The following is a 21,022-nucleotide window of genomic DNA, read 5'->3' as shown; positions in this document are numbered from 1 at the left end:
GTTATTAATGAGGTTTTTATTATCTCCTTGGAGGTCTTCCACTAGAATTATCACCTGAATTATTTTCTTTAGGTAAAGGAGGCTTTTCTATTTGATAATTTTTTTCAAAATATTTTAGCCATTTTTTATAAGATTTTGCACTTAATTTTGCTTCTAACTGTTGATTTAAAACCTTTTTAGCTTCTAATGTTTTATTCGTTACAGGTTCTAATGCAATTGAAGCCCTTCTTTTAGCTTCAAACATTGCTTTGATATCTTTATCTTGTATAGCTTTTCTTTCTATAATTCGAGTTTCTAAATCGGTGTTTTCGATTAATAAAAGATCTTCTTTTTCAATTTCTTTTATACGATTATTATAAATTCCAAAAAGCGATTCAATTGTTTCTTTTTCTTCGTCGATTTTTATTTTTAATTCTTTAATAACAAGTTTAGAATCAAAATGTTGTAATCCTGCAAATTCTTTTATATTTGTTTCTTCAAGGATATTACCGTCCTTGTTATCTTCTTTTGGTGGACTTTGATTTTGTTGTCTACCACCACCAGATCTTCCACCACCACCACCACCACCACCACGTTGACTAAACCCAAGAAAACTTTGAAAAACAAAAAATAGTAAAATAAGAAACTTCATAATAATTTTTTTTATATTGATATTAGACGATAAAAAAAGATATTCCTTGCATTGAAAATTATTTTTTTTAAACGAAATCTGAATTTTATAATTTCCGAAAATCTATTATCCGAAAATCTGAAAATCTAAATCTTACATTTTTACGCCAAAAACAATTCCATCACCTTGATAACCATTTTGATAAGCTCTAACATAACTTATTCTGAAAATCCTTAATTTTCCAAATCCGATATTATCAAATCCGGCAGAAAACTCTTGATATGGTTTTACATTTGGAACATTTATTTGATGAAATCCTCCAATTAAATTCCATTGTAATTTATTTAATAATGGAATTTTATTCATAATATATCCTTTGAAATTATGATCAATATGTGTTTCAATATAAGCGTCATTTGTAGAATTACTATAATAAGGTAAAAGTCCAAATGAGTTCATGTAACTTCCATCTAAAACAACGTGAGTTTGATTTCCATTAAAATGTTTGTAATCAATAAATGAAATATTATCTGCATTAAAGAATTTTCCAGCTTTCATTCTTATGCTAAAATCACCTTTGTTGCCTAGTTTTTTGTCAAAATCTAATGTAGCGTTTAATAAGTCGTAATTGTATTTATTATCACTTCCTGCAAATGCTTTTTGATACCCTAAATATATTACTGGATAGTCATTATTAGAAACTGTTATTTTTCTGTCTGGTCTAGTAATATATTTTTGTCCAAAACGAATTCTAGCACCAACACTTGCTTTATATAAATGATGAGCTACAAATGGAGTAGAAGTAAAGTTGTTAGGCTGCAAAGGATCATTTGAACTATACATGTCGTCAGACTTAAATAGTTTCTTGTCTGTATTGTTGAATAAAGGCCTTCTGTTTTCATAACCAATTTTTCCAGAGATATACAAACCATTTATAGTTTCTTGTCCATACATAGCTTCAGCAAATTCTTTATTATATAATTTCATAAAATTATTGGTAAAGAATAAAGTACTAACCGAGTTCACTAGTTTACTTATAGGTTCAGTTGCATTGAATTGATTTATACTACTTCCTCCAGCAACAGAAATGTTTGCATAATTTTGTGCATTGAATCGATGATATATTCGTCCTTCTACTCTTAATCTGTCTTCTGCTAAACCATAATTAAAGGTTGAGCTTAAGGAAGTATATTTCCCGTTTTCTTCATTGTATTTAGAATATGAAAATCCACTATTCATGTTATATCCCTGAACTGTGTTGTAGCTTATAGAGCCAATATTTAAAACGCCATCATAAGAAAAACGGCTCTTTTTAAAACTATTTTTATAAGTATAGCCTGTTAAAATATCTTGAATTTTAAATTTATTAGATTTAGCATCTATTGAATCTAAATACTTTTGAGAATTTCTTAAAGTCGAAACACTGTCTTTTCTAACATAACTTGTAGATTCTTCTTCGGACAATGGTACTTGTCTATTAGTTGTCCAATATGAATCTTCTTTTTTATTGGCATTTTCTGCAAAGGAAACAATTTCTCTTCCAAAAGTTTTTGGCTCAAAAGTTTCTTTGAAGTTGTAATTTGTGAAAACGTGAGTGAATTTCCCTGAGAATTTAACACCAAAAATTCCAGCTAAAAAATCTAAGGTTTGTACGTTTTTCACCCAAAGCTTGTTTGTGTTGTTATAACTAAAATTTTGAGTTAATTTCATGGTTTCCAGAATTGGCTGTTGCATTCTGTAACCTTTAATGTCTAAATCAACGCTATAAATTGCCCATGAATCTTCAACTATATAGATGTATCCTTCAAAAACTGGCTCTTTGTCGCGTTTAGGTGTAACTAAAATTTTGTTGATTAACTGATTGTTGTCATCATAAAACGTGCTTTCCAATTTAAATTTGTAATAATTAAAGGTGTTATCTGCAATTGGGGAAACCATGTTAACTTCGAAATCTATATAATTTTCATAAAAATCATAATTGGTATTCAAAGCCGTGTTATAACTAAACCCATTGTCTTCTCCAGCTACTTTACTTGCTATAATTTCTTCTTTAAGCTTGTTTGGTTTTTCGATCTTAATTTTTGAAACTGTTTCTGATAGATATATAATTCCACTTCCTGTTGAATCTAAATCAGCACCAGAATCATTCATTTCTACCCTAACTTTCATTCCCATAATTTTTTCAGGAACATCTTTAACTCTAAATATTCCTCTCGAATAAAAATCAGCTTCAAACTTATCAGTTTTAGCACTGTTAACTTTTTTTGATTTTACAGCATTTCTAATAACTATATCTGCAGGATTTTCTCCTTCAATCAAAACAACTTCGTTTAAATTATAATTCTCTTCAATTAATCTAACATCATTTGTGAAGGGAAATTTATCTATGTTTAAAGTGTTTTTTTGTGTTTTATATCCTAAATATTGATAAATGATATTTACATTTTTATCCCCATTGTACATCAACTCATATTTTCCATTTTCATTACTAGTGGTTCCGACATAAGTGTTTTCAATATAAATACTTACAAAAGCTAAAGCTTCACCATTTGCATCTGTCACAGTTCCTTTGATTTGTCCGATAGAAATAATTGAAAAAAGGCCAAATACAAGTGCGTAAATTTTTTTCATAAAATAGGTTTTTTTATATAGACGAGAATAAAATTAAAATGGTTGCAAGAATGATGTTATAAAAATGATTCAATAGCTAAATCATAACTTTTTAACCCAAAACCAATAATAACACCTTTAGCGTTTGGTGAAATAAAAGATTGATGTCGAAAAGTTTCTCTAGAGAATGTATTAGAAATATGGACTTCAATAACTAGAGAAGTTATTGCCTTTATGGCATCACCAATCCCAATAGACGTATGCGTATAAGCACCAGCATTTAGTATAATTCCATCTGCTGAAAATCCGTATTCCTGAATTTTATCAATAAGCTCACCTTCAATATTACTTTGATAATAAGTGAAATTAATTTGAGTATATTTTGATTTTAGTTTGTCAAAATAAGCTTCAAAAGATTCATTCCCATATGTTTCAGGTTCGCGTTTGCCTAATAAATTTAGGTTTGGTCCGTTGATAATAATTAGATTCATATTTGTTTGCTTTGTGTAAAAATATAAAAACCATCCTTTGGTAAAGATGGTTTAATATAAATTTATGAATTTTTTTATTAGAATAGTAATCCAGCAGATAATTGAAAGACAGAGTTTTTAGCATCTGCATCTCTTGCGATTTCAGTAACACCTAGGTTGTACCTTGCAGAAACAAATAAATTTTTAGTTATTCTTACTCCTAAACCTGCATTTACAGAAAAATCAAATTCGTTATAATCGTTAAATACTTCATCTTTTTTGTTTAATAAAAACGAACCTTGTGGTCCTGCTTCTAAGAATAAAGTTTCTGATAAATTAAATTTTGCTAATACTGGAATAGAAATATATCCTAATTCATTTTTGAATTCTGTAATGGCAGAATCGTAACTTGCTCCAACAGTTGAGTATAATAATTCGGGTTGAATGGCTAAATTATCAAATAATGAAATTTCAACTAAAATACCAGCATGATAGTTTGTAATTGCATCCGTTTTTACCTCAGTATTTGTGAAATTTGCATAATTTAAACCTGCTTTTACACCAAATCTAATATTTGATTGGGCATTTGTTACTTGTGAAATTGTTAATAAGGTAACGACTAAAAAAGCTAATTTTTTCATGTTCTATTGATTTATAAATGTTAATAACCTTTGCAAATATATGTTAATATCTGATAATATATGTTAATAAGTATTGTGTTTTTAAGTATTTGTAAGAAAATATTCTTTTAAATTTGTGCTCTAACTTTTAAAATTTTAAAAAAATGAAAAAATTAATGTTTGCTGCAGTAGCAGTTTTTGCTTTTGGTATTGCAAATGCACAAGATTTAGTTTCGAAAAAAGGAGAAAATTATTTACCAGAAGCTGGAGATTGGGCTATTAGTTTTAATGCTGATGGTATTTTTGAGTATATTGGTAATTCTTTTAACGGAAATACAAATAACAATGCTCCAAATGTGAATTACATTAGAAATAATTCTTTTGTAGGTAAAAAATTCATAACAGATAAAAATGCTTACAGAGTAATTGCAAATTTAGGTTTTGGTTCTTCAACTAACACAGCTCCAGTTGGAACAAATACTTCAGAAATTAAGAATACAGGTTTTGATTTAGCTGCAGGTTTAGGTAAAGAATGGAGAAAAGGAACAACTCGTCTTCAAGGTTTTTATGGTGCAGATGCTTTATTGACTGCTAATTCATCATCTACAGAAACTACTGACACAGATACTACTACTGGAGCTTTTGTTTCAAGTGTAGAAAGTAAGTCTGGTTTGGCTTTAGGACTTGGCGTTCAAGGATTTTTAGGTGCTGAATATTTTATTTTTCCTAAATTCGCTATTGGTGCTCAATATACTTATAGAGTTGGATTTGATTTAAGAGGAAAATCTGAAACTACAACTCAGTTTGGAACTTCTCCATCGACAACAACAGATGGAGGAAAATCTTCTAACTTTGGTTTAGGGAATGTAGGTATTGCTTCAATGAATCTTACTTTGCATTTCTAATTAATTAGAAAAAATTTATATTTAAATCCCGATTCACTCGGGATTTTTTATTTTTGACATTATTTTAGCTTAGGATTGATAATATGTTAGTTAAACGTTATTCTTTCGTTATTTATATATGAATAGTTCAACTTTTTAACAATCGATGTTGATAACTAATCCATGTGGCTAAAATCTTAAAACAAATAATATTTATATTTGATTATAACTTTTAAATTAAACAAAATGAAAAAATTATTATTCGCTGCGGTAGCAGTATTTACATTAGCTAATGTTAATGCTCAAGACATGAATTTCGGAGCTAAAGCTGGTTTGAACGTTACGACTTTAACAGGTGATGTTGAAGACGCAAATTCTTTAATTGGTGCTCATGTAGGTGTTTTTGCAGAATTTAAAATTTCTGACAAATTCTCATTCCAACCAGAATTATTGTTTTCTATGCAGGGTGCTAAAGAAAAATACTCTGGAACAGAAACTTTTGGTGGAAATACTTATTCTTACACAGAAGAAGCTAAATTAAAACTATCTTACATTAATATTCCTTTAATGGCTAAATATTATGTTGCCGAAAAATTTAGTTTAGAAGCTGGTCCTCAAATTGGCTTTTTAATTAGTGCTAATGGTGATTATGAGTATTCTGAAACTTTAAACGGTACAACTTCTTCTGAATCTACTAGTGAAGATGTTAAAGATAGTTTCAAAGGAGTTGATTTCGGATTAAACTTTGGTTTTGGTTATGACTTTACTGAGAAATTATCTTTAGGAGCAAGATATAACTTAGGTTTAGGTGATATCAACGATGTTGACGGTAGTGATGCTAAAATAAACAACGCTGGTTTCCAAGTTTCTGTTGGATATAAATTCAACTAAGAAAAAACATATTACTATAAGATCCCGATTAATTTCGGGATTTTTTTATAAAAATTAATTATGAAAAAACTAATTTATTTGGTACTTGTTGTTTTAGGTCTTGTTCACACTGTTAATGCTCAAGATAGTGGATCAACTAAAGCAAAAAATGATATTGCAATTGGGATTAAGGCTGGATTAAATATTTCTAATTTTGTTGGAGATGACGCTGGAGATGCAAATAGTTTAATTGGCTTTAATGGAGGTATTTTTGTTGAATTTAAAGTTTCTGATAAGTTTTACATTCAGCCAGAGTTTTTATATTCTACGCAGGGCTCTAAAGATAACTTATTAGTAGATGGTTATAGTTTTGATGTAACTTTTAAAACTAAATACATTAACATTCCTGTAATGGCTAAATATTATGTAGCAAATGATTTTCAACTAGAAGTAGGTCCATATGTTGGATTTTTATTTGATGCTGATGTAAAAGCAACTTTTCAAGGACAAAGTCAAACAGCGGATGCAAAAGATTTTTTGAAATCTAATGATTTAGGTATTAATCTTGGTCTTAACTATGATTTTAGTAATGCGATTTTTTTTAATGCTAGATATTCTGCCGGTTTAGTTCAGATTGGTGATACTGGTTCAGAAGATGATATTAAAAATTCTGTTATTCAATTTGGATTAGGTTTTAGATTGTAGAAATAGTTATATTGTTTAAAAAATCCCGATTAATTTCGGGATTTTTTTATGCTTAATTTTTTGTATTTTTGAGGTATGAGTAACTGGAAATCTTATATCAAAGAATATCAAAACTATTTAAAACTTGAAAGAGGTTTATCTACAAATACTATCCAAAATTATACGTTTGATATTGAAAAACTCGTCTTGTTTTTAGAAACAAATTCAATTTCTCAAAACCCTATTAACATTACAGAAGAAACCATTCAGCAATTTATTTACCATATTTCTTCTGTGGTAAATGCTAGAAGTCAAGCGCGAGCAATTTCAGGCTTAAAAAGTTTTTTTACCTATATATTATTTGAGGATTACCGGAAAGATAATCCTTTAGAATTAATCGAAGTTCCAAAAACAGGCAGAAAATTACCTGATACGCTTTCAACGATTGAAATTGATCAACTAATTGCAGCTATCGATTTGTCAACACCAGAAGGAGAACGCAACAGGGCAATTTTAGAAACGCTATATAGTTGTGGTTTGCGTGTTTCTGAATTAACGAATCTAAAAATTTCTGATTTATTTTTTGAGGAAGGCTTTATTAAAGTAACGGGAAAAGGAAATAAACAACGATTTGTTCCCATTGGAAAAACTACCGAAAAGTATATTCTACTTTATAAAGAACAGATCCGATCTCATTTAAATATTCAAAAAGGATTCGAAGATACTTTGTTTCTTAATAGAAGAGGAAAGCAGTTAACAAGAGCAATGATTTTTACAATTATTAAGGATTTATCTGTAAAAATTAACCTTAAAAAGACTATTAGTCCTCACACATTTAGGCATTCATTTGCCACGCATTTGTTAGAAAATGGTGCAGATTTGCGTTCCATCCAATTAATGTTAGGACACGAATCAATAACTACTACAGAAGTTTATATGCATTTAGATCGAAAACACTTAGCAAAAGTGCTAACGCAGTTTCATCCGAGGAAATAGTGTTTAGTAATCAATTGGCAGATTTCAGAATGTAGATAGTAGTTTTTGAATAAGAATACATTGTTGGAATAATTCAACGGTTAATTCAAGCAAAAAAAATCGCATTAAAATGAATTAACGCGATTTTATATTTATAGTAACTGATCACTGTAAACTATTATTTAGCTATATTAACAGCTCTAGTTTCTCTAATTACAGTAATTTTTACTTGACCAGGATAAGTCATTTCAGTTTGAATTTTGTGTGATATTTCAAAAGATAAAGTTGCTGCTAATTCGTCAGAAACTTTTTCGCTTTCAACAATTACACGTAACTCTCTACCGGCTTGAATTGCATAAGCACTTTTTACACCATTAAATCCGTAAGCTATTTCTTCTAGGTCTTTTAAACGTTGGATGTAAGAATCTAAAACTTGTCTTCTCGCACCAGGTCTCGCACCAGAAATAGCATCACATACTTGAATAATTGGTGAAATTAATGACTTCATTTCAATTTCATCATGGTGAGCTCCAATAGCGTTGCAAACTTCTTCTTTTTCACCATATTTCTCAGCCCATTGCATTCCTAAAATTGCGTGAGGTAATTCACTTTCAGTATCTGGCACTTTTCCAATATCGTGAAGTAGACCTGCTCTTTTGGCTAATTTAACATTTAAACCAAGTTCGGCAGCCATAATTCCACACAGTTTAGAAACTTCTCTTGAGTGTTGTAATAAGTTTTGACCATAAGAAGAACGATACTTCATACGTCCAACGATTTTGATTAGCTCTGGGTGTAAACCGTGTATTCCTAAATCGATTACTGTACGTTTTCCTATGTCGATAATTTCTTCTTCAATCTGTTTCTGTGTTTTTGCTACAACTTCTTCAATTCTCGCTGGGTGAATTCTTCCATCTGTAACTAATTTGTGTAAAGCTAAACGAGCTATTTCTCTTCTAACTGGGTCAAAACAAGAAAGTATGATTGCTTCTGGAGTATCATCAACAATAATTTCTACACCCGTTGCAGCTTCGATTGCTCTAATGTTTCTTCCTTCACGTCCAATGATTCTACCTTTAACATCATCAGATTCAATATTGAAAACAGACACACAGTTTTCTACTGCTTCTTCTGTACCAACTCGTTGAATTGTGCTGATGATTATTTTTTTGGCTTCTTGTTGAGCAGTTAATTTTGCTTCTTCAATAGTCTCTTGAATGTGAGCCATTGCGTTCGTTTTGGCTTCAGCTTTTAAGCTTTCAACTAATTGACTTTTTGCATCATCAGCAGATAAACCTGAAATTACTTCAAGTTGTTCTATTTGTGATTTATGCATTTTTTCAACATCAATTTGTTTCTTGTCTAAAAAGTCAAGTCTTGTGTTGTAGTCTGTTATTTTGGCTTCAATTTCTTCGTTTATTTTTTTAGTTTTAGCTAATTCACTTGAAACTTGAGATTCTTTGTCTCTTGTTCTTTTTTCAGCTTCACCTAATTTTTTATCTTTAGATAAAATCTCTTTTTCGTGTTCTGATTTTAATTCTAAAAACTTTTCTTTAGCCTGAAGTAGTTTGTCTTTTTTAATAGTTTCTCCTTCTGCTTTTGCCTCTTTTAGGATAGAAGTAGCTTCTTTTTTAGCATTTTTAATAAGATTTGAAACATTGCTTTTTTCTAAAAGTTTAGCTATTCCAAAACCTAGTGCTATTCCAACTACGACTCCAATGATTATTATTAGTATGTTATCCATGATTTGATTAAAAAATTATATAAAAAAACCTACATTAGCTGATTGCATAAACTCCAGTTATACAAGTTTTGAGTTAGTTTGCCTTTCAAGGTTCCTTGCTGTAAATAGCATGGCATTCTTTAGTTGCAATAATTCACTCATTTTAATTTGTGATTGTTGAGTTTACCAAATGACACTAATGTAGGTAGTATTGTTATGTAAGAACGTATTATTTCGAAAGAATTCGACTCAATTTATCATCTAATTTTTGTAGTCTTTCATAAGCTTCGTCATTGTCTTGCGACTTATTTAACTGCTTTTGTTCTACTTGTGAGGCAAATTGTAAAGCACACATGGCTAAAACATCTTGTTTATCTCTTACAGCATAGTTTTGCTCAAACTGTTTTATAATAACATCAATCTTTTTAGAAGCACTTCTTAGTCCTTCTTCTTGCGAATGTTCCACTGTTAATGGATAAACTCGGTCTGCAATTGATATTTTAATTTTTAGTTTATCTTCCATTTCTTTCTATTCCGAAAGTTGTGCTATGCAATAATCAATTTCTCTAATTAAAGAATTTATTTTGAGTTTCGTTTCTCTTTTGTTTTCATCACTACCTAATATTGCATTGACAGTTTTTAAGCCTTCCAGTTGGTTTTGTAAATCACCAATCGTTTTTAACTGTTTTTTGTTGTTTTCCTTGAATTTTATCAATTCATCAGATAATTCTTGATTTTTCTTCTCCAAAGTATCCATCTTGTGGTACATCTTTGAAAATTTAACTTCAAGAGAATCAATCAATTCAGTTAATCCGCTCATAAAACATTTATTTCAATACAATATTTACAAAGTTAAGATTTGAAATTTAAATAACAACACTTTTTATTTTTTTTTATATACTAAATGCGTATTTTTTTTGTTTTACTTGTTTTATAACTACTTAATTATTTAATTTTAGTTTTTTAAATGCAAAATCCGCTTAAATGAAACACATTTTTCTCCTTTTTTTTATCACTTCTTTAAGTTTTGGACAAGATTATCCTAAAGATTATTTTATTTCACCCTTAGACATACCTTTAGATGTTTCTGGTGCTTTTGGAGAATTACGAAGCAATCATTTTCATACTGGTTTAGATTTAAAAACTAAAGGAGTAGAAGGTTTGCCAGTTTATGCCGTTGCAGATGGCTATGTTTCTAGAATTAAAATTTCAACTTGGGGTTATGGAAAAGCGATTTATGTAACACATCCAAATGGATATACTTCTGTTTATGGTCATTTACAAAGTGCGAATGGCAAAATAGAAGAAATGATTCATAAAAGACACTATGATGAGAAAGCATTTGAAATAGAACTTTTTTTAAAACCTTCAGAATTACCTGTAAAGCAAGGTGAAGTCATTGCTCTGTCTGGAAATAGTGGTGGAAGTGGTGGCCCACATTTGCATTTTGAAATAAGAGATACTAAAACAGAAATGGTTATTAATCCGTTACTTTTTGGTTTTGATGCATTAGTTATTGATAAATACAGACCAAAAGTAAATAGCGTAATGGTTTATCCTTTAAATGATACAATTGCCATTAATAACGAATATTTAACCCAAACAATTCCTTTGTCAATTAATGATGAAGGGAGTTATGTGACCAACAAGATTACTTCTAATGGAGCTATTGGTTTTAGTCTTAATGTTTTTGATAACATGACAAATCCTTATAATAAGAACGGAATTTATAAAGTTTCCACTTTTGTGAATGGTGTTCCTTACTTCTCTTATAAATTTGATACTTTTTCTTTTGATGAATCTAAACATATCAATTACTTTATAGATTATTTCAGATTTAAAAATATGGGACAACGTTTTCAAAAAATGTTTATTGAGAACGAGTATCCTTTGTCAATAGTAAATCAGAATAAAAGAGATGGAATTTTAAAAGTGCAACCTTCAGCTTCTTACACTTATAAAATTATTGTAGAAGATTTTTCTAAAAATACTTCTATTATTGAAATCCCAGTTGTTTATAAAAAAGCTCAATCACCTCTTATTATTTCGACATCAACAGATAAAAAAATAAAAGCTAAAAACGACTATATTTTCGAAGAAGAAAAATGGACTATTAATTTTGGAGCCAATACTTTTTACGAAAATTTTAATATGAGATTGAATAGTAAAGAGGATACTCTGTTTTTACATGAAGACGAAATTCCTGTAAAAAACAGTTTCAATATTTCTTTTGATATTTCTGATTTGGATGAAACCTTAAAGAAAAAAAGTTTTATAGCTTATTTAGACGGTAAAGATGTAGACTATATTAAATCATATATTAAAGGAGATAAAATAAATGCGAAAGTCAAAAAACTTGGAAATTATAGAGTAGTTCAAGATACTATTGCTCCAAAAATATATGGTGTAAATTTCTCAGAAGGAAAAACTATAGATACTTACACAATAATTTCGGCTAAAATTTCAGATGATTTATCCGGAATTGATTCCTACAAAGCTTATTTAAACGGAAATTGGATTCTTATGGAATATGATTACAAGTCAAAAAAGCTGGTACATACTTTATCGGATAATATTTACGTTAAAGGAAAGAACGATTTTAAAGTAGTTGTTACTGATGAAATGAATAATTCTACTACCTTTGAAAGCTATTTTTATAAGAACAATTAAATTTAATCCTTTGAAGAATATACTCTTTTTCCTTTTTATTTGCACTGCAACTTTTGCTCAAACAGCCCAAATAAAAGGGGTTATATTAAACGAATTTAATGAACCTATTGAAAATGTTTCTGTAAAAGTTGGAAATATTGGAACAACAACAGATGCCACAGGTTTTTATGTATTACAAGTGCCAGCAAACAAGAAAATAACTGTTATTTTTTCGCATGTTTCTTATAAAAAAACAACCTTAAAAGAGTTAGAATTAAAGCCGAATGAAGATTATGAGCTTAATCCGGTCCTGAATATAAATGTAGAGGAAATTGGATTAGTAACTGTGGTTGGAACCAACAGAAAACGAATTGAAGGACTAACAGCAATTGATCCAGTTGTTATTAGAAAAATTCCTGGTGCAAATGCTGGAATTGAAAATATTATAAAAACATTACCTGGAGTTTATTCCAATAACGAGTTAAGTACATCTTACGCAGTTCGTGGTGGAAATTATGACGAAAATTTGGTTTATGTAAACGAAATTGAAGTCTATAGACCATTTTTAATTCGTTCAGGTCAACAAGAAGGATTAAGTTTTACAAATACAGACATGGTTCAAAATGTAGACTTTTCTGCGGGTGGATTTCAAGCTAAATATGGTGATAAAATGGCTTCAGTTTTAGACATCACATATAAAAACCCAAAACAATTTGGAGCTAATATTGAAGCTAGTCTTTTAGGAGTAAATGCTTCTGTGGAAGGAGTTTCTAAAAATCAAAAATGGAGCAATGTAACTGGTGTTCGCTATAGAAATAACAGCCTTTTAGTAAACAGTCAAGATACAGAAACAAATTATAAGCCTTCTTTTACAGATATTCAAACGTTTTTGAATTACAATGCTTCAACCAAGTGGCAATGGAGCTTTTTAGGAAATGTGGCTCAAAATAAATACAATTATCAGCCTTTGTTTAGGCAAACAAATTTTGGTACAATTAGTGAGCCAATTGGTGTACAAGTGCTTTATGATGGACAAGAAAAAGATGAATATTTAACCGTTTTTGGAGCTGTAAAATCGGTTTATGAATATAATGAAAATAATAAGTTGAAATTTATTGCTTCAACATATCACACACAAGAACAAGAGCATTTTGATATTTTAGCCCAATATAGGTTAGGAGAAGTTGATACCAATATTGGTTCAGAAACCTTTGGTGATGTTCAATTTACACGTGGCATTGGGTCACAATTAAATCATGCAAGAAATAATTTAGATGCTTTAATTGTAAATGCTGAAGTAAAAGGCTTTCATAAATTAGAAACAAAAAGCGAAATCGAATGGGGTTTCAAGTATACAAGAGAAGATATAAAAGATAGAGTAGTGGAATGGGAAGTTATTGATTCGGCTGGATTTTCATTACCAAATCCGCTTTTGGGATATACCAATAATCAACCTTATGAACCCAATCAATATCCATTAGCTCCTTATCAATATGTAAGAGCTACAAATTTCACGACAATAAATAGAGTTTCAGGTTACGGTCAATGGAATCATAGTGGTAAATGGGAAAAAGGAGAATATTGGTTAAATACAGGAGTTCGTTTTCATCAATGGCAAGTAAATGATCAAGATGGAAGCGGAAAAGCTCAAATTGTTTTTGCACCAAGAGTTCAATTTGCTTTTAAACCTTATTGGGAAAAAGATATGTTGTTTAGAGCAGCAGTTGGAGTTTACAATCAGCCACCATTTTATAGAGAATTAAGAGACTATGATGGAGTAGTGCAAAAAGATGTCAAAGCTCAACAATCTATTCATTTTGTATTGAGTAATGATTATAGTTTCAAAATGTGGGGAAGAGGTTTTAAATTGCTTTCTGAAATGTATTACAAAGATTTTAAAAATGTCAATACCTATACAATTGATAATGTTAGAATTCGTTATCGTGCCAATAATGATGCAACGGCTTATGCTTACGGATTTGACGCAAGACTAAACGGAGAATTTGTGCCAGGAACAGAATCTTGGTTTACATTTGGCTATTTAAAAACAGAAGAAAATCAAAATGGAAGAGGAAATATTGCCCGCCCAACAGATCAACGTTTAAAATTCGCAGTTTTATTTCAAGATTATATGCCTAATATTCCTAATTTAAAAATTTATCTGAATTTGGTTTATAATACGGGTTTACCTGGTGGTTCTCCCGCTTATGCTGATCCTTATGAGTATCAATTGCGTTTAAATGATTACAGAAGAGCAGATGCAGGGTTTTCTTATGTATTTAAAGATGAATCAATCAAATCGCAAAAACAATGGTTAAAACCGTTTCAAGAATTTGCCCTTGGTTTTGAAATCTTTAATATGTTTAACAACCAAAATGCTATTACGAATACATGGGTTAGAGATGTATATACAAAAAGTCAATACGGAATACCAAATTACATGACCACAAGAGTTTTTAATATAAAACTTACCGCACGTTTATAAATACTAGAAAATTAGTATATTTGAACATAACTTTTTGACTATGCAAACACGTTTAAAATACATTTTAGGATTAGCGATACTTACTTTAGTAAGTTGCAAAAAAGAGCAAACTACTCCAAAAGTAAAATACGAAGATTCTAAATCTAAAATTGAAACTTCAGCTAAAGTTGATTCGTCTTCAATAAAAATCGCTGATTTACCTATCTTAATGGAAGGAACAAAGTACTTAATTCATCCCATTGGTGATGTTCGAGTGTATGAAGATTATAAAAGCGTTTACGGTTCAAGTAAGACTAATCAGGTAAGTTATGCCATTTCAAATTACAATCGTTTTGAATTGACAGGATATTTTACCAACTTAAAATTTCAGAATATTGATTCTACAACTGTACATTCTTTAACAACAGATAGAATTCAAATCCAATCGGTTACTTTTTTAAACACGATTGCCGAAAAAACTAAAAAGCAAATTTTGGTGTATAGTTTTGTAGATAATGATACTAACAAAGATGGAAATGTTAATCAAAATGACATTAAGTCTTTAGCCTTAAGTTCTATCGATGGTTCAAATTTTAAAAAATTATCTGAAGATTTAAGTGAAGTTATGGATTGGAATATTATTGAAGCTCAAAATCGTTTATATTTTAGATGTATTGAAGATATTAATAAAAACGGTGCTTTTGATAAAAATGACAAAGTGCATTATCATTTTGTAAACCTTTTAGATAGTGATTGGAAAGTGGAAGAATATATGCCTATTTAGTTAGTTGGCAGTGTTCAGTATTTAGTGTTCAGTAATTTCGTAAATATTTCATGTATATTTTTAAAAAATAATTATGACAGAAATTTCTTTTGAGTATTGGAATAAACTTGCCAGTCAAACTATATTAATAAGTTCGTTGCTTGCGGGTTTTTCAATTACTGTAATAGCTAATTTTTTAGTTGCTGAGTTGAATACTAAATTGTCAAAATATATAATGATTTCAGCAACTTTGGCCGCTTGTTTGTTTCTAATTTCAGTTTTTGCTATGACTGGAATTATTATGATGACAACAGAAGGTTACCCTGGAAAGGTTGTGACACAAGATGATTTGTTGTTTCCAAGAATAACAGGAGCATTATCATTTGTTTTTGGAATTGCATCCTTACTTACAATGATTTCTTTAGCTGGTTGGACTAAATCCAGAAAAATGGGAATATTTACAACAGTTATTGGAGTTTTGACGTTTATATTTATTCTTACAATGTTGACTTAAATTCTAAATCAAAATATCACTTTGGTTCTTTTAAACTTAAACACAAACCTAAGGGAATAAAAATATTTATTTTATAATTATGAAGAAAATTGTTTTTTTAATTTTAATTTTTGGGTTTAATGTTTTTATTGCTTTTGGACAAAAAAAGAATATTTATGTTAATGAGGATTTAGAAGTAATATCCAAAAAAGTATTTAGAAAAGATAAATCAACTTTAAACTATATAAATATAAAATTTGATGCTGATTCTGTTTTTGTAAATGTAAATGTCAAAAGGGTTACAAAAGGAAAAATTTCAATTAGTTTACTTGACTCTATAAAATTAAATCTATCTTCAGATAGCGATTACTTTATAGAAAAGGACTTTATAGTGATAAATTATTATCCAGGTAAAGACGATTGTAATTCTTCTGGGAATAAAGATTATGTAAAAAATTTATATGAATATTATAAAAATGAAATTAAAAAGAACAAACATATTAAGCAATTTTTTGTTTATAAATCTATAGAAGGTACTGAAAGTTATGGAAAATTAAGTTGGATAAAAGATCAAAATTCACTAATTGAAAAAACTTTTTTTCCACTGCATTATCCATGTGGTAGTTTTGTCTTAATTGATTTTGCAGGAAATTACTATACTTACAAAGGTGAATATTATATTAATGATATTTTCAAACTATTAAAAGATGAAAATATATTTATCAATAATGATTAGAATTATTTTAAATCAAAATATCACTTTCTAAGTCAGATTTTTCTATTGTAAAATCAAATCCTAACTTTTCTACTAGTTCAATTACTAAATTTTTATACCAATTTTCACTTTTAGGATGAATGTAAATGCGTTCGATTAATTGATTAATATCAACATCAATTTTTAAACCATCATTTATTTTTAAGTTGTCTGAACTTACATCAGAAATAATTCGAATTTCTCGTTCATACTGAAAACTTTTTCGTTTAAACAAAAAAGGAAAAAAAGTATCATCAAACGGAATTAGTTCTTTTTTGTAATCAATATAATTTACTTGTCCAATATGTTGTTCGGTTTTTCGCTCCGTTTCTAAAGATTTCTTTAGTCTTCCTATTGTAGATTGAATGGCTAAACCTTCATTGTTTTTGGTAAAAATTTGCCACATTGCAAAGGATTCATATTCATTAATATGCCAACTGCTAATCACCACTTTCTCTCGATGTGATTTATAGTAATCTAAAAATTTGGGATTGTTGGCTGCAATTTTCTTGATTTCTTCATATGTAGGTTCAGAAAATGTGCCTTCGTATTGGTCTTCAAATTTATCTGAACGCGACATAAACAAACGTTTGGACATAAGCATATCTAGAAACTTAGATAAATCCAAATATTTCCAGACAATAATAGTATCATCGTCTGGCAGAATAATATTTGGATTTTTTATGTACATTTTTAGAATTTTTTCGGAAATTTCATCGAATACTGACCTATTTGATAGGCAATTAAAAGCCAAATAATAATAAACTTATTGACTATACCATCAATTTTTGTTTGCTCAATAATATAGCTTCCGCCAATAAGAATAATTACTGTTATTAATAGGAATATAATTCCAACGTATTCTCTTTTCATATAAATAAATTTAGTTATTATTCAAAACTCTGCATCAAAACTAATTTAGAATACATTCCTTCTTTAGTCATTAATTCTGTATGAGTTCCTTGTTCAACTATTTCACCTTTTTGCATTACAATAATATTATCTGCTTTTTGAATGGTAGATAATCTATGTGCAATTACAATTGAAGTTCTGTTTTGCATCATGTTTTCTAAAGCTACTTGAACAAATTTTTCACTTTCTGTATCTAAAGCAGATGTTGCTTCATCCAAAATCATAATTGGAGGATTTTTCAAAACAGCTCTAGCGATAGATAAACGTTGTTTTTGTCCACCAGATAATTTTCCACCTGCATCACCAATATTAGTTTCTATTCCTAAAGGCAAATCATTTACAAACTCAAAAGCATTAGCTACTTTAAGAGCATCAATTATTTCTTCATCTGTTGCATTAGGCTTTCCAATTAAAATATTGTTTTTAATGGTATCATTAAATAAAATTGAATCTTGTGTTACCAATCCCATCAAACCACGTAATGAATGAATGTTCATGTCTTTTATATCAACACCATCTATTTTAATTGAACCTTCTTGAACATCGTAAAAACGGGTTAATAAATTAGCAATTGTACTTTTCCCTGAACCAGATTGTCCTACTAGTGCAACCGTTTTTCCTTTGGGAACTGTAATTGAAAAGTTCTTTAATACATTCTCATCACCATATCTAAAGTTGATGTTTTCGATAGTTACTTTGTCATTAAAGTCTGTTTTCTCAACAGCATTTACTTTTGTGTCAACTGTGTTTTCTTGTTCTAAAATTTCGAATACACGATCAGCAGCTGCAATTCCGTTTTTAACAGCATAAGAAGCTTTTGAAATTGCTTTTGCAGGAGTTAGTATGTTATAGGCTAATCCCATAAAAACTAAGAATATAGCGCCATCTAAGGATTTGTCAACTAACACAAGACTTCCACCATAAAATAGTAAAATTGCAATAGTAATAATTCCCATAACTTCGCTTAAAGGTCCAGCCAAATTATTTTTCTTACCAATTTTGTTTGAAAGATTTAATAAACGATTAATTGAGCTTCCAAATTTATTTTTAAAAGTAGGTTCAGCATTATAACTTTTTACCACTTTTAATCCGGTTAAGGTTTCTTCTACTAATGAAATCATATAACCACCTTCATTTTGAGCTTGTAGTGATTGTGACTTTAAATTTTTTCCAATTCTTGAAATAATTAATCCCGAAATTGGAATAAAAATGAAAACAAAAAGGGTTAGTTGCCAACTATAGATAAACATCATTGCTATGGAGAAGATAATAGTAAAGGGTTCTTTTACGATAAGTTCTAAAAGCATGAAAAACGAATTTTGTACTTCGCCAACATCACCTAGCATTCTTGCCATTACATCACCTTTTCTTTTTTCAGAATAAAAAGAAACGGGTAGGCTAATCACTTTGTTATACATTACATTTCTTAATTTAGCAGTAACACCATTGCGCAAATGCATCATGTGAAATGAAGCTAAATAACCAGCAATATTCTTAAGTAAAAAAGTGATAATTACAATTGAAACTACTAGAAGTAATGATTTTTGTGGTGTTCCATTTTCGCTAAACATTGTTACATTATAGTACAATGAGTTTTCTAAATAATCTTTTAAATGAAATATATCTTTATATATTGGTTCTGTTGTTACTTTTTTTGTGGTGTCAAATAAAACATTCATCATTGGCAATAAAGTAACATAAGATAATGTACTAAATAAAGCATACAATATATTATAAAATATATTCCACCCAATATGATTTTTAAATGGATTTAAATAAGGTCTTAATTTTTGAATTATTTTTTTCATTCAACTAGTTTAATTGCATTGAAGCAATAATATTTTTTATTTTAGTATCTAATTCTTTTTCAACTTCTTTAGCGTTTTCAATACTGTCTAAAGTATCATTTACGCTAAAATAGAATTTAATTTTTGGTTCAGTTCCACTTGGTCTTGCGCAAATTTTGCTTCCGTCTTCTAAATAGTAAATTAATACATTCGATTTTGGAATGTCCAAAGCTTCAACTTCACCTGTAAACATGTTTTTAGCTGTGCTGTTTTGATAATCTTCAATCATTACAACTCTTTGTTCATTTATTTCTTGCTTTGGATTATCACGCAAGTCAATCATCATTTGCTTGATTTCATTTGCTCCTTCAATTCCTTTTTTCGTAATTGAAATTAAATATTCTTTATAAAAAGCAAAGTCAACATATAGATTTAATAATTCTTTATATAAACTACTTCCGTTTGCTTTTGCAATGGCAGCAATTTCACAAACTAATAAAATAGCAGAAACAGCATCTTTATCTCTTACTGCATCGCCAACCATGTAGCCAAAACTTTCTTCTCCACCACCAATAAATTCTTGGTTTGGAAAATCTTTAATGAATTTTGCAATCCATTTAAAACCTGTCAGGCCTACTTTACATTCAACTCCATAAGCAGAAGCTAAATCAAGCATCATTGGAGTTGATACAATAGTTGAGCCAATGAATTGATTTCCTGTAATCTTGTCAGCTTGTTTCCATTTTTCTAACAAAAATGCAGTCATTACCACCATGGTTTGATTTCCGTTTAATAAAATCATTTTTCCATCTAAATCTCTAACAGCAACTCCAACGCGGTCACTATCAGGATCAGTTCCAACTACTATATCAGCATTTATTTTTTCAGCTAAAGCAGTTGCCATTGCTAAAGCTTCTGGTTCTTCTGGGTTAGGAGATTTTACTGTTGGAAAATTTCCATCTGGCACTTCCTGTTCAGGAACAATATTTACATTTTTATAACCCGCTTTTGCTAAAACAGCTGGAACAGATTTGATTGAAGTTCCGTGTAATGAAGTATAAACAATTTTTAGATTGTCTTTTGATGCTTGCGGTGTGTTAAAACTAGCATTTTCAACGGTTGAATTTACAAAAGCTTCATCAACATCTTTGTCAATATATTCAATTAAGTTTTCATTAGCTTCAAATTTTATGTTGCTGTATTGAAGATTTTCGATTAATTTAATAATCTCTCCATCTTGTGGTGGAACTAATTGACCTCCATCTTGCCAGTATACTTTATATCCATTGTATTCTGGTGGATTATGAGAAGCCGTTAAAACAATTCCTGCATGACAGTTTAAATGTTTTAAAGCAAAAGATAATTCTGGTGTTGGACGCATTTCTGAAAATAAATAGACGTGTATTCCATTTGCCGAAAAAACATCTGCAACAACTTTAGCTAAAGTATCACTATTGTGACGGCAATCATAGGCTATGACAACTTTTAATTTTTCATTTGGAAATGACTTCTTTAAATAATCAGATATTCCTTGAGTGTTTTTTCCTAATGTGTATTTGTTGATTCGGTTAGTTCCTGGGCCCATTATTCCTCTCATTCCACCAGTTCCAAATTCAAGATTTTTATAAAAACTATCTTCTAATTCCGAAGGCGATGAAGTCATCATTTCTTTTATTGCTTCTTGAGTTTGATTGTCAAAAGTTGGAGTTAACCAAATATTTACTTTGTCTAAAATGTCTTGTTTGATGTCCATA

The 21,022-nt window shown here is 29.4% G+C and carries 20 protein-coding genes; 9 read left to right on the top strand and 11 right to left on the bottom strand.

Annotated features, from left to right (window positions below; genetic code table 11):
- Nucleotides 1–19: 19 nt before the first annotated feature.
- The 4 genes from G507_RS0107665 to G507_RS0107650 form a co-directional block, all read right to left on the bottom strand.
- A complete protein-coding gene (locus tag G507_RS0107665; protein ID WP_026716954.1) occupies nucleotides 20–631 on the bottom strand; it encodes a hypothetical protein in 612 nt (203 codons plus the stop codon).
- Nucleotides 632–763: 132 nt separating this feature from the next.
- A complete protein-coding gene (locus G507_RS0107660) occupies nucleotides 764–3,241 on the bottom strand; it encodes a DUF5686 and carboxypeptidase regulatory-like domain-containing protein (RefSeq protein ID WP_026716953.1) in 2,478 nt (825 codons plus the stop codon).
- A gap of 56 nt (nucleotides 3,242–3,297) precedes the next feature.
- Nucleotides 3,298–3,711, bottom strand: a complete 414-nt coding sequence (locus tag G507_RS0107655; RefSeq protein ID WP_026716952.1) for a type II 3-dehydroquinate dehydratase — start codon at nucleotides 3,709–3,711, stop codon at nucleotides 3,298–3,300.
- A gap of 77 nt (nucleotides 3,712–3,788) precedes the next feature.
- Nucleotides 3,789–4,331 (bottom strand): porin family protein, encoded by a 543-nt coding sequence (locus G507_RS0107650; RefSeq protein WP_026716951.1) that lies wholly within the window; start codon nucleotides 4,329–4,331, stop codon nucleotides 3,789–3,791.
- Between the two features lie 143 nt (nucleotides 4,332–4,474).
- Between G507_RS0107650 and G507_RS0107645 the strand changes: the two genes are divergently transcribed.
- The 4 genes from G507_RS0107645 to xerD all read left to right on the top strand — a co-directional run bounded on the left by G507_RS0107645 (nucleotide 4,475) and on the right by xerD (nucleotide 7,744).
- On the top strand, nucleotides 4,475–5,215 hold the full coding sequence (locus G507_RS0107645; protein ID WP_026716950.1) for a hypothetical protein: 741 nt from the start codon (nucleotides 4,475–4,477) through the stop codon (nucleotides 5,213–5,215).
- Nucleotides 5,216–5,440: 225 nt separating this feature from the next.
- A complete protein-coding gene (locus tag G507_RS0107640; RefSeq protein ID WP_026716949.1) occupies nucleotides 5,441–6,085 on the top strand; it encodes a porin family protein in 645 nt (214 codons plus the stop codon).
- 60 nt (nucleotides 6,086–6,145) lie between these two features.
- Complete coding sequence (locus G507_RS16590) at nucleotides 6,146–6,769, top strand: porin family protein (RefSeq protein ID WP_051191531.1); 624 nt, start codon at nucleotides 6,146–6,148, stop codon at nucleotides 6,767–6,769.
- Nucleotides 6,770–6,844: 75 nt separating this feature from the next.
- Entirely contained in the window at nucleotides 6,845–7,744 is a 900-nt protein-coding gene (gene xerD, locus G507_RS0107630) for a site-specific tyrosine recombinase XerD (protein WP_026716948.1), read from the top strand.
- A gap of 157 nt (nucleotides 7,745–7,901) precedes the next feature.
- On the opposite strand, the gene rny is transcribed toward xerD, so the two are convergent.
- The 3 genes from rny to G507_RS0107615 all read right to left on the bottom strand — a co-directional run bounded on the left by rny (nucleotide 7,902) and on the right by G507_RS0107615 (nucleotide 10,266).
- Entirely contained in the window at nucleotides 7,902–9,467 is a 1,566-nt protein-coding gene (rny, locus tag G507_RS0107625; RefSeq protein ID WP_026716947.1) for a ribonuclease Y, read from the bottom strand.
- Nucleotides 9,468–9,675: 208 nt separating this feature from the next.
- Nucleotides 9,676–9,969: a cell division protein ZapA gene (locus G507_RS0107620; protein WP_026716946.1), complete on the bottom strand. Its 294-nt coding sequence runs from the start codon at nucleotides 9,967–9,969 to the stop codon at nucleotides 9,676–9,678.
- 6 nt (nucleotides 9,970–9,975) lie between these two features.
- Nucleotides 9,976–10,266 carry a hypothetical protein gene (locus G507_RS0107615; protein ID WP_026716945.1) on the bottom strand — a complete coding sequence of 97 codons (291 nt, stop codon included), beginning with the start codon at nucleotides 10,264–10,266 and terminating at the stop codon, nucleotides 9,976–9,978.
- Nucleotides 10,267–10,430: 164 nt separating this feature from the next.
- On the opposite strand from G507_RS0107615, the gene G507_RS0107610 reads away from it, so the two are divergent.
- From G507_RS0107610 to G507_RS0107590, 5 genes are all read left to right on the top strand, one after another.
- A complete protein-coding gene (locus G507_RS0107610) occupies nucleotides 10,431–12,116 on the top strand; it encodes a M23 family metallopeptidase (protein ID WP_026716944.1) in 1,686 nt (561 codons plus the stop codon).
- 10 nt (nucleotides 12,117–12,126) lie between these two features.
- Complete coding sequence (locus tag G507_RS0107605) at nucleotides 12,127–14,580, top strand: TonB-dependent receptor (RefSeq protein ID WP_245575606.1); 2,454 nt, start codon at nucleotides 12,127–12,129, stop codon at nucleotides 14,578–14,580.
- Between the two features lie 40 nt (nucleotides 14,581–14,620).
- Entirely contained in the window at nucleotides 14,621–15,343 is a 723-nt protein-coding gene (locus G507_RS0107600; RefSeq protein WP_026716942.1) for a hypothetical protein, read from the top strand.
- A 73-nt stretch (nucleotides 15,344–15,416) separates the two neighbouring features.
- Complete coding sequence (locus tag G507_RS0107595; protein WP_026716941.1) at nucleotides 15,417–15,836, top strand: hypothetical protein; 420 nt, start codon at nucleotides 15,417–15,419, stop codon at nucleotides 15,834–15,836.
- A 79-nt stretch (nucleotides 15,837–15,915) separates the two neighbouring features.
- Nucleotides 15,916–16,551 carry a hypothetical protein gene (locus tag G507_RS0107590; RefSeq protein WP_026716940.1) on the top strand — a complete coding sequence of 212 codons (636 nt, stop codon included), beginning with the start codon at nucleotides 15,916–15,918 and terminating at the stop codon, nucleotides 16,549–16,551.
- Nucleotides 16,552–16,558: 7 nt separating this feature from the next.
- Here the strand turns inward: G507_RS0107590 and G507_RS0107585 are convergent, their stop codons facing one another.
- The 4 genes from G507_RS0107585 to G507_RS0107570 are packed head-to-tail and all read right to left on the bottom strand — an operon-like array spanning nucleotide 16,559 to nucleotide 21,021.
- Nucleotides 16,559–17,260, bottom strand: a complete 702-nt coding sequence (locus G507_RS0107585; protein ID WP_026716939.1) for a DUF2971 domain-containing protein — start codon at nucleotides 17,258–17,260, stop codon at nucleotides 16,559–16,561.
- 2 nt (nucleotides 17,261–17,262) lie between these two features.
- Complete coding sequence (locus G507_RS0107580; protein WP_026716938.1) at nucleotides 17,263–17,442, bottom strand: hypothetical protein; 180 nt, start codon at nucleotides 17,440–17,442, stop codon at nucleotides 17,263–17,265.
- A gap of 17 nt (nucleotides 17,443–17,459) precedes the next feature.
- Nucleotides 17,460–19,289, bottom strand: a complete 1,830-nt coding sequence (locus G507_RS0107575; protein ID WP_026716937.1) for an ABC transporter ATP-binding protein — start codon at nucleotides 19,287–19,289, stop codon at nucleotides 17,460–17,462.
- 4 nt (nucleotides 19,290–19,293) lie between these two features.
- Nucleotides 19,294–21,021 carry a phospho-sugar mutase gene (locus G507_RS0107570; RefSeq protein WP_026716936.1) on the bottom strand — a complete coding sequence of 576 codons (1,728 nt, stop codon included), beginning with the start codon at nucleotides 21,019–21,021 and terminating at the stop codon, nucleotides 19,294–19,296.
- Nucleotide 21,022 lies beyond the last annotated feature (1 nt).

Origin of the sequence: Flavobacterium gelidilacus DSM 15343 (assembly GCF_000422685.1) — a bacterium.
GTDB lineage: Bacteria > Bacteroidota > Bacteroidia > Flavobacteriales > Flavobacteriaceae > Flavobacterium > Flavobacterium gelidilacus.
This window is presented reverse-complemented; position numbering and strand designations above follow the sequence as displayed.

What these genes read in the sequence shown, in the direction of transcription:
- G507_RS0107665 (WP_026716954.1), bottom strand. Translation starts at nt 631, where the DNA reads ATGAAGTTTCTTATTTTACTATTTTTTGTTTTTCAAAGTTTTCTTGGG.
- G507_RS0107660 (WP_026716953.1), bottom strand. Translation starts at nt 3,241, where the DNA reads ATGAAAAAAATTTACGCACTTGTATTTGGCCTTTTTTCAATTATTTCT.
- G507_RS0107655 (WP_026716952.1), bottom strand. Translation starts at nt 3,711, where the DNA reads ATGAATCTAATTATTATCAACGGACCAAACCTAAATTTATTAGGCAAA.
- G507_RS0107650 (WP_026716951.1), bottom strand. Translation starts at nt 4,331, where the DNA reads ATGAAAAAATTAGCTTTTTTAGTCGTTACCTTATTAACAATTTCACAA.
- G507_RS0107645 (WP_026716950.1), top strand. Translation starts at nt 4,475, where the DNA reads ATGAAAAAATTAATGTTTGCTGCAGTAGCAGTTTTTGCTTTTGGTATT.
- G507_RS0107640 (WP_026716949.1), top strand. Translation starts at nt 5,441, where the DNA reads ATGAAAAAATTATTATTCGCTGCGGTAGCAGTATTTACATTAGCTAAT.
- G507_RS16590 (WP_051191531.1), top strand. Translation starts at nt 6,146, where the DNA reads ATGAAAAAACTAATTTATTTGGTACTTGTTGTTTTAGGTCTTGTTCAC.
- xerD (WP_026716948.1), top strand. Translation starts at nt 6,845, where the DNA reads ATGAGTAACTGGAAATCTTATATCAAAGAATATCAAAACTATTTAAAA.
- rny (WP_026716947.1), bottom strand. Translation starts at nt 9,467, where the DNA reads ATGGATAACATACTAATAATAATCATTGGAGTCGTAGTTGGAATAGCA.
- G507_RS0107620 (WP_026716946.1), bottom strand. Translation starts at nt 9,969, where the DNA reads ATGGAAGATAAACTAAAAATTAAAATATCAATTGCAGACCGAGTTTAT.
- G507_RS0107615 (WP_026716945.1), bottom strand. Translation starts at nt 10,266, where the DNA reads ATGAGCGGATTAACTGAATTGATTGATTCTCTTGAAGTTAAATTTTCA.
- G507_RS0107610 (WP_026716944.1), top strand. Translation starts at nt 10,431, where the DNA reads ATGAAACACATTTTTCTCCTTTTTTTTATCACTTCTTTAAGTTTTGGA.
- G507_RS0107600 (WP_026716942.1), top strand. Translation starts at nt 14,621, where the DNA reads ATGCAAACACGTTTAAAATACATTTTAGGATTAGCGATACTTACTTTA.
- G507_RS0107595 (WP_026716941.1), top strand. Translation starts at nt 15,417, where the DNA reads ATGACAGAAATTTCTTTTGAGTATTGGAATAAACTTGCCAGTCAAACT.
- G507_RS0107590 (WP_026716940.1), top strand. Translation starts at nt 15,916, where the DNA reads ATGAAGAAAATTGTTTTTTTAATTTTAATTTTTGGGTTTAATGTTTTT.
- G507_RS0107585 (WP_026716939.1), bottom strand. Translation starts at nt 17,260, where the DNA reads ATGTACATAAAAAATCCAAATATTATTCTGCCAGACGATGATACTATT.
- G507_RS0107580 (WP_026716938.1), bottom strand. Translation starts at nt 17,442, where the DNA reads ATGAAAAGAGAATACGTTGGAATTATATTCCTATTAATAACAGTAATT.
- G507_RS0107575 (WP_026716937.1), bottom strand. Translation starts at nt 19,289, where the DNA reads ATGAAAAAAATAATTCAAAAATTAAGACCTTATTTAAATCCATTTAAA.
- G507_RS0107570 (WP_026716936.1), bottom strand. Translation starts at nt 21,021, where the DNA reads ATGGACATCAAACAAGACATTTTAGACAAAGTAAATATTTGGTTAACT.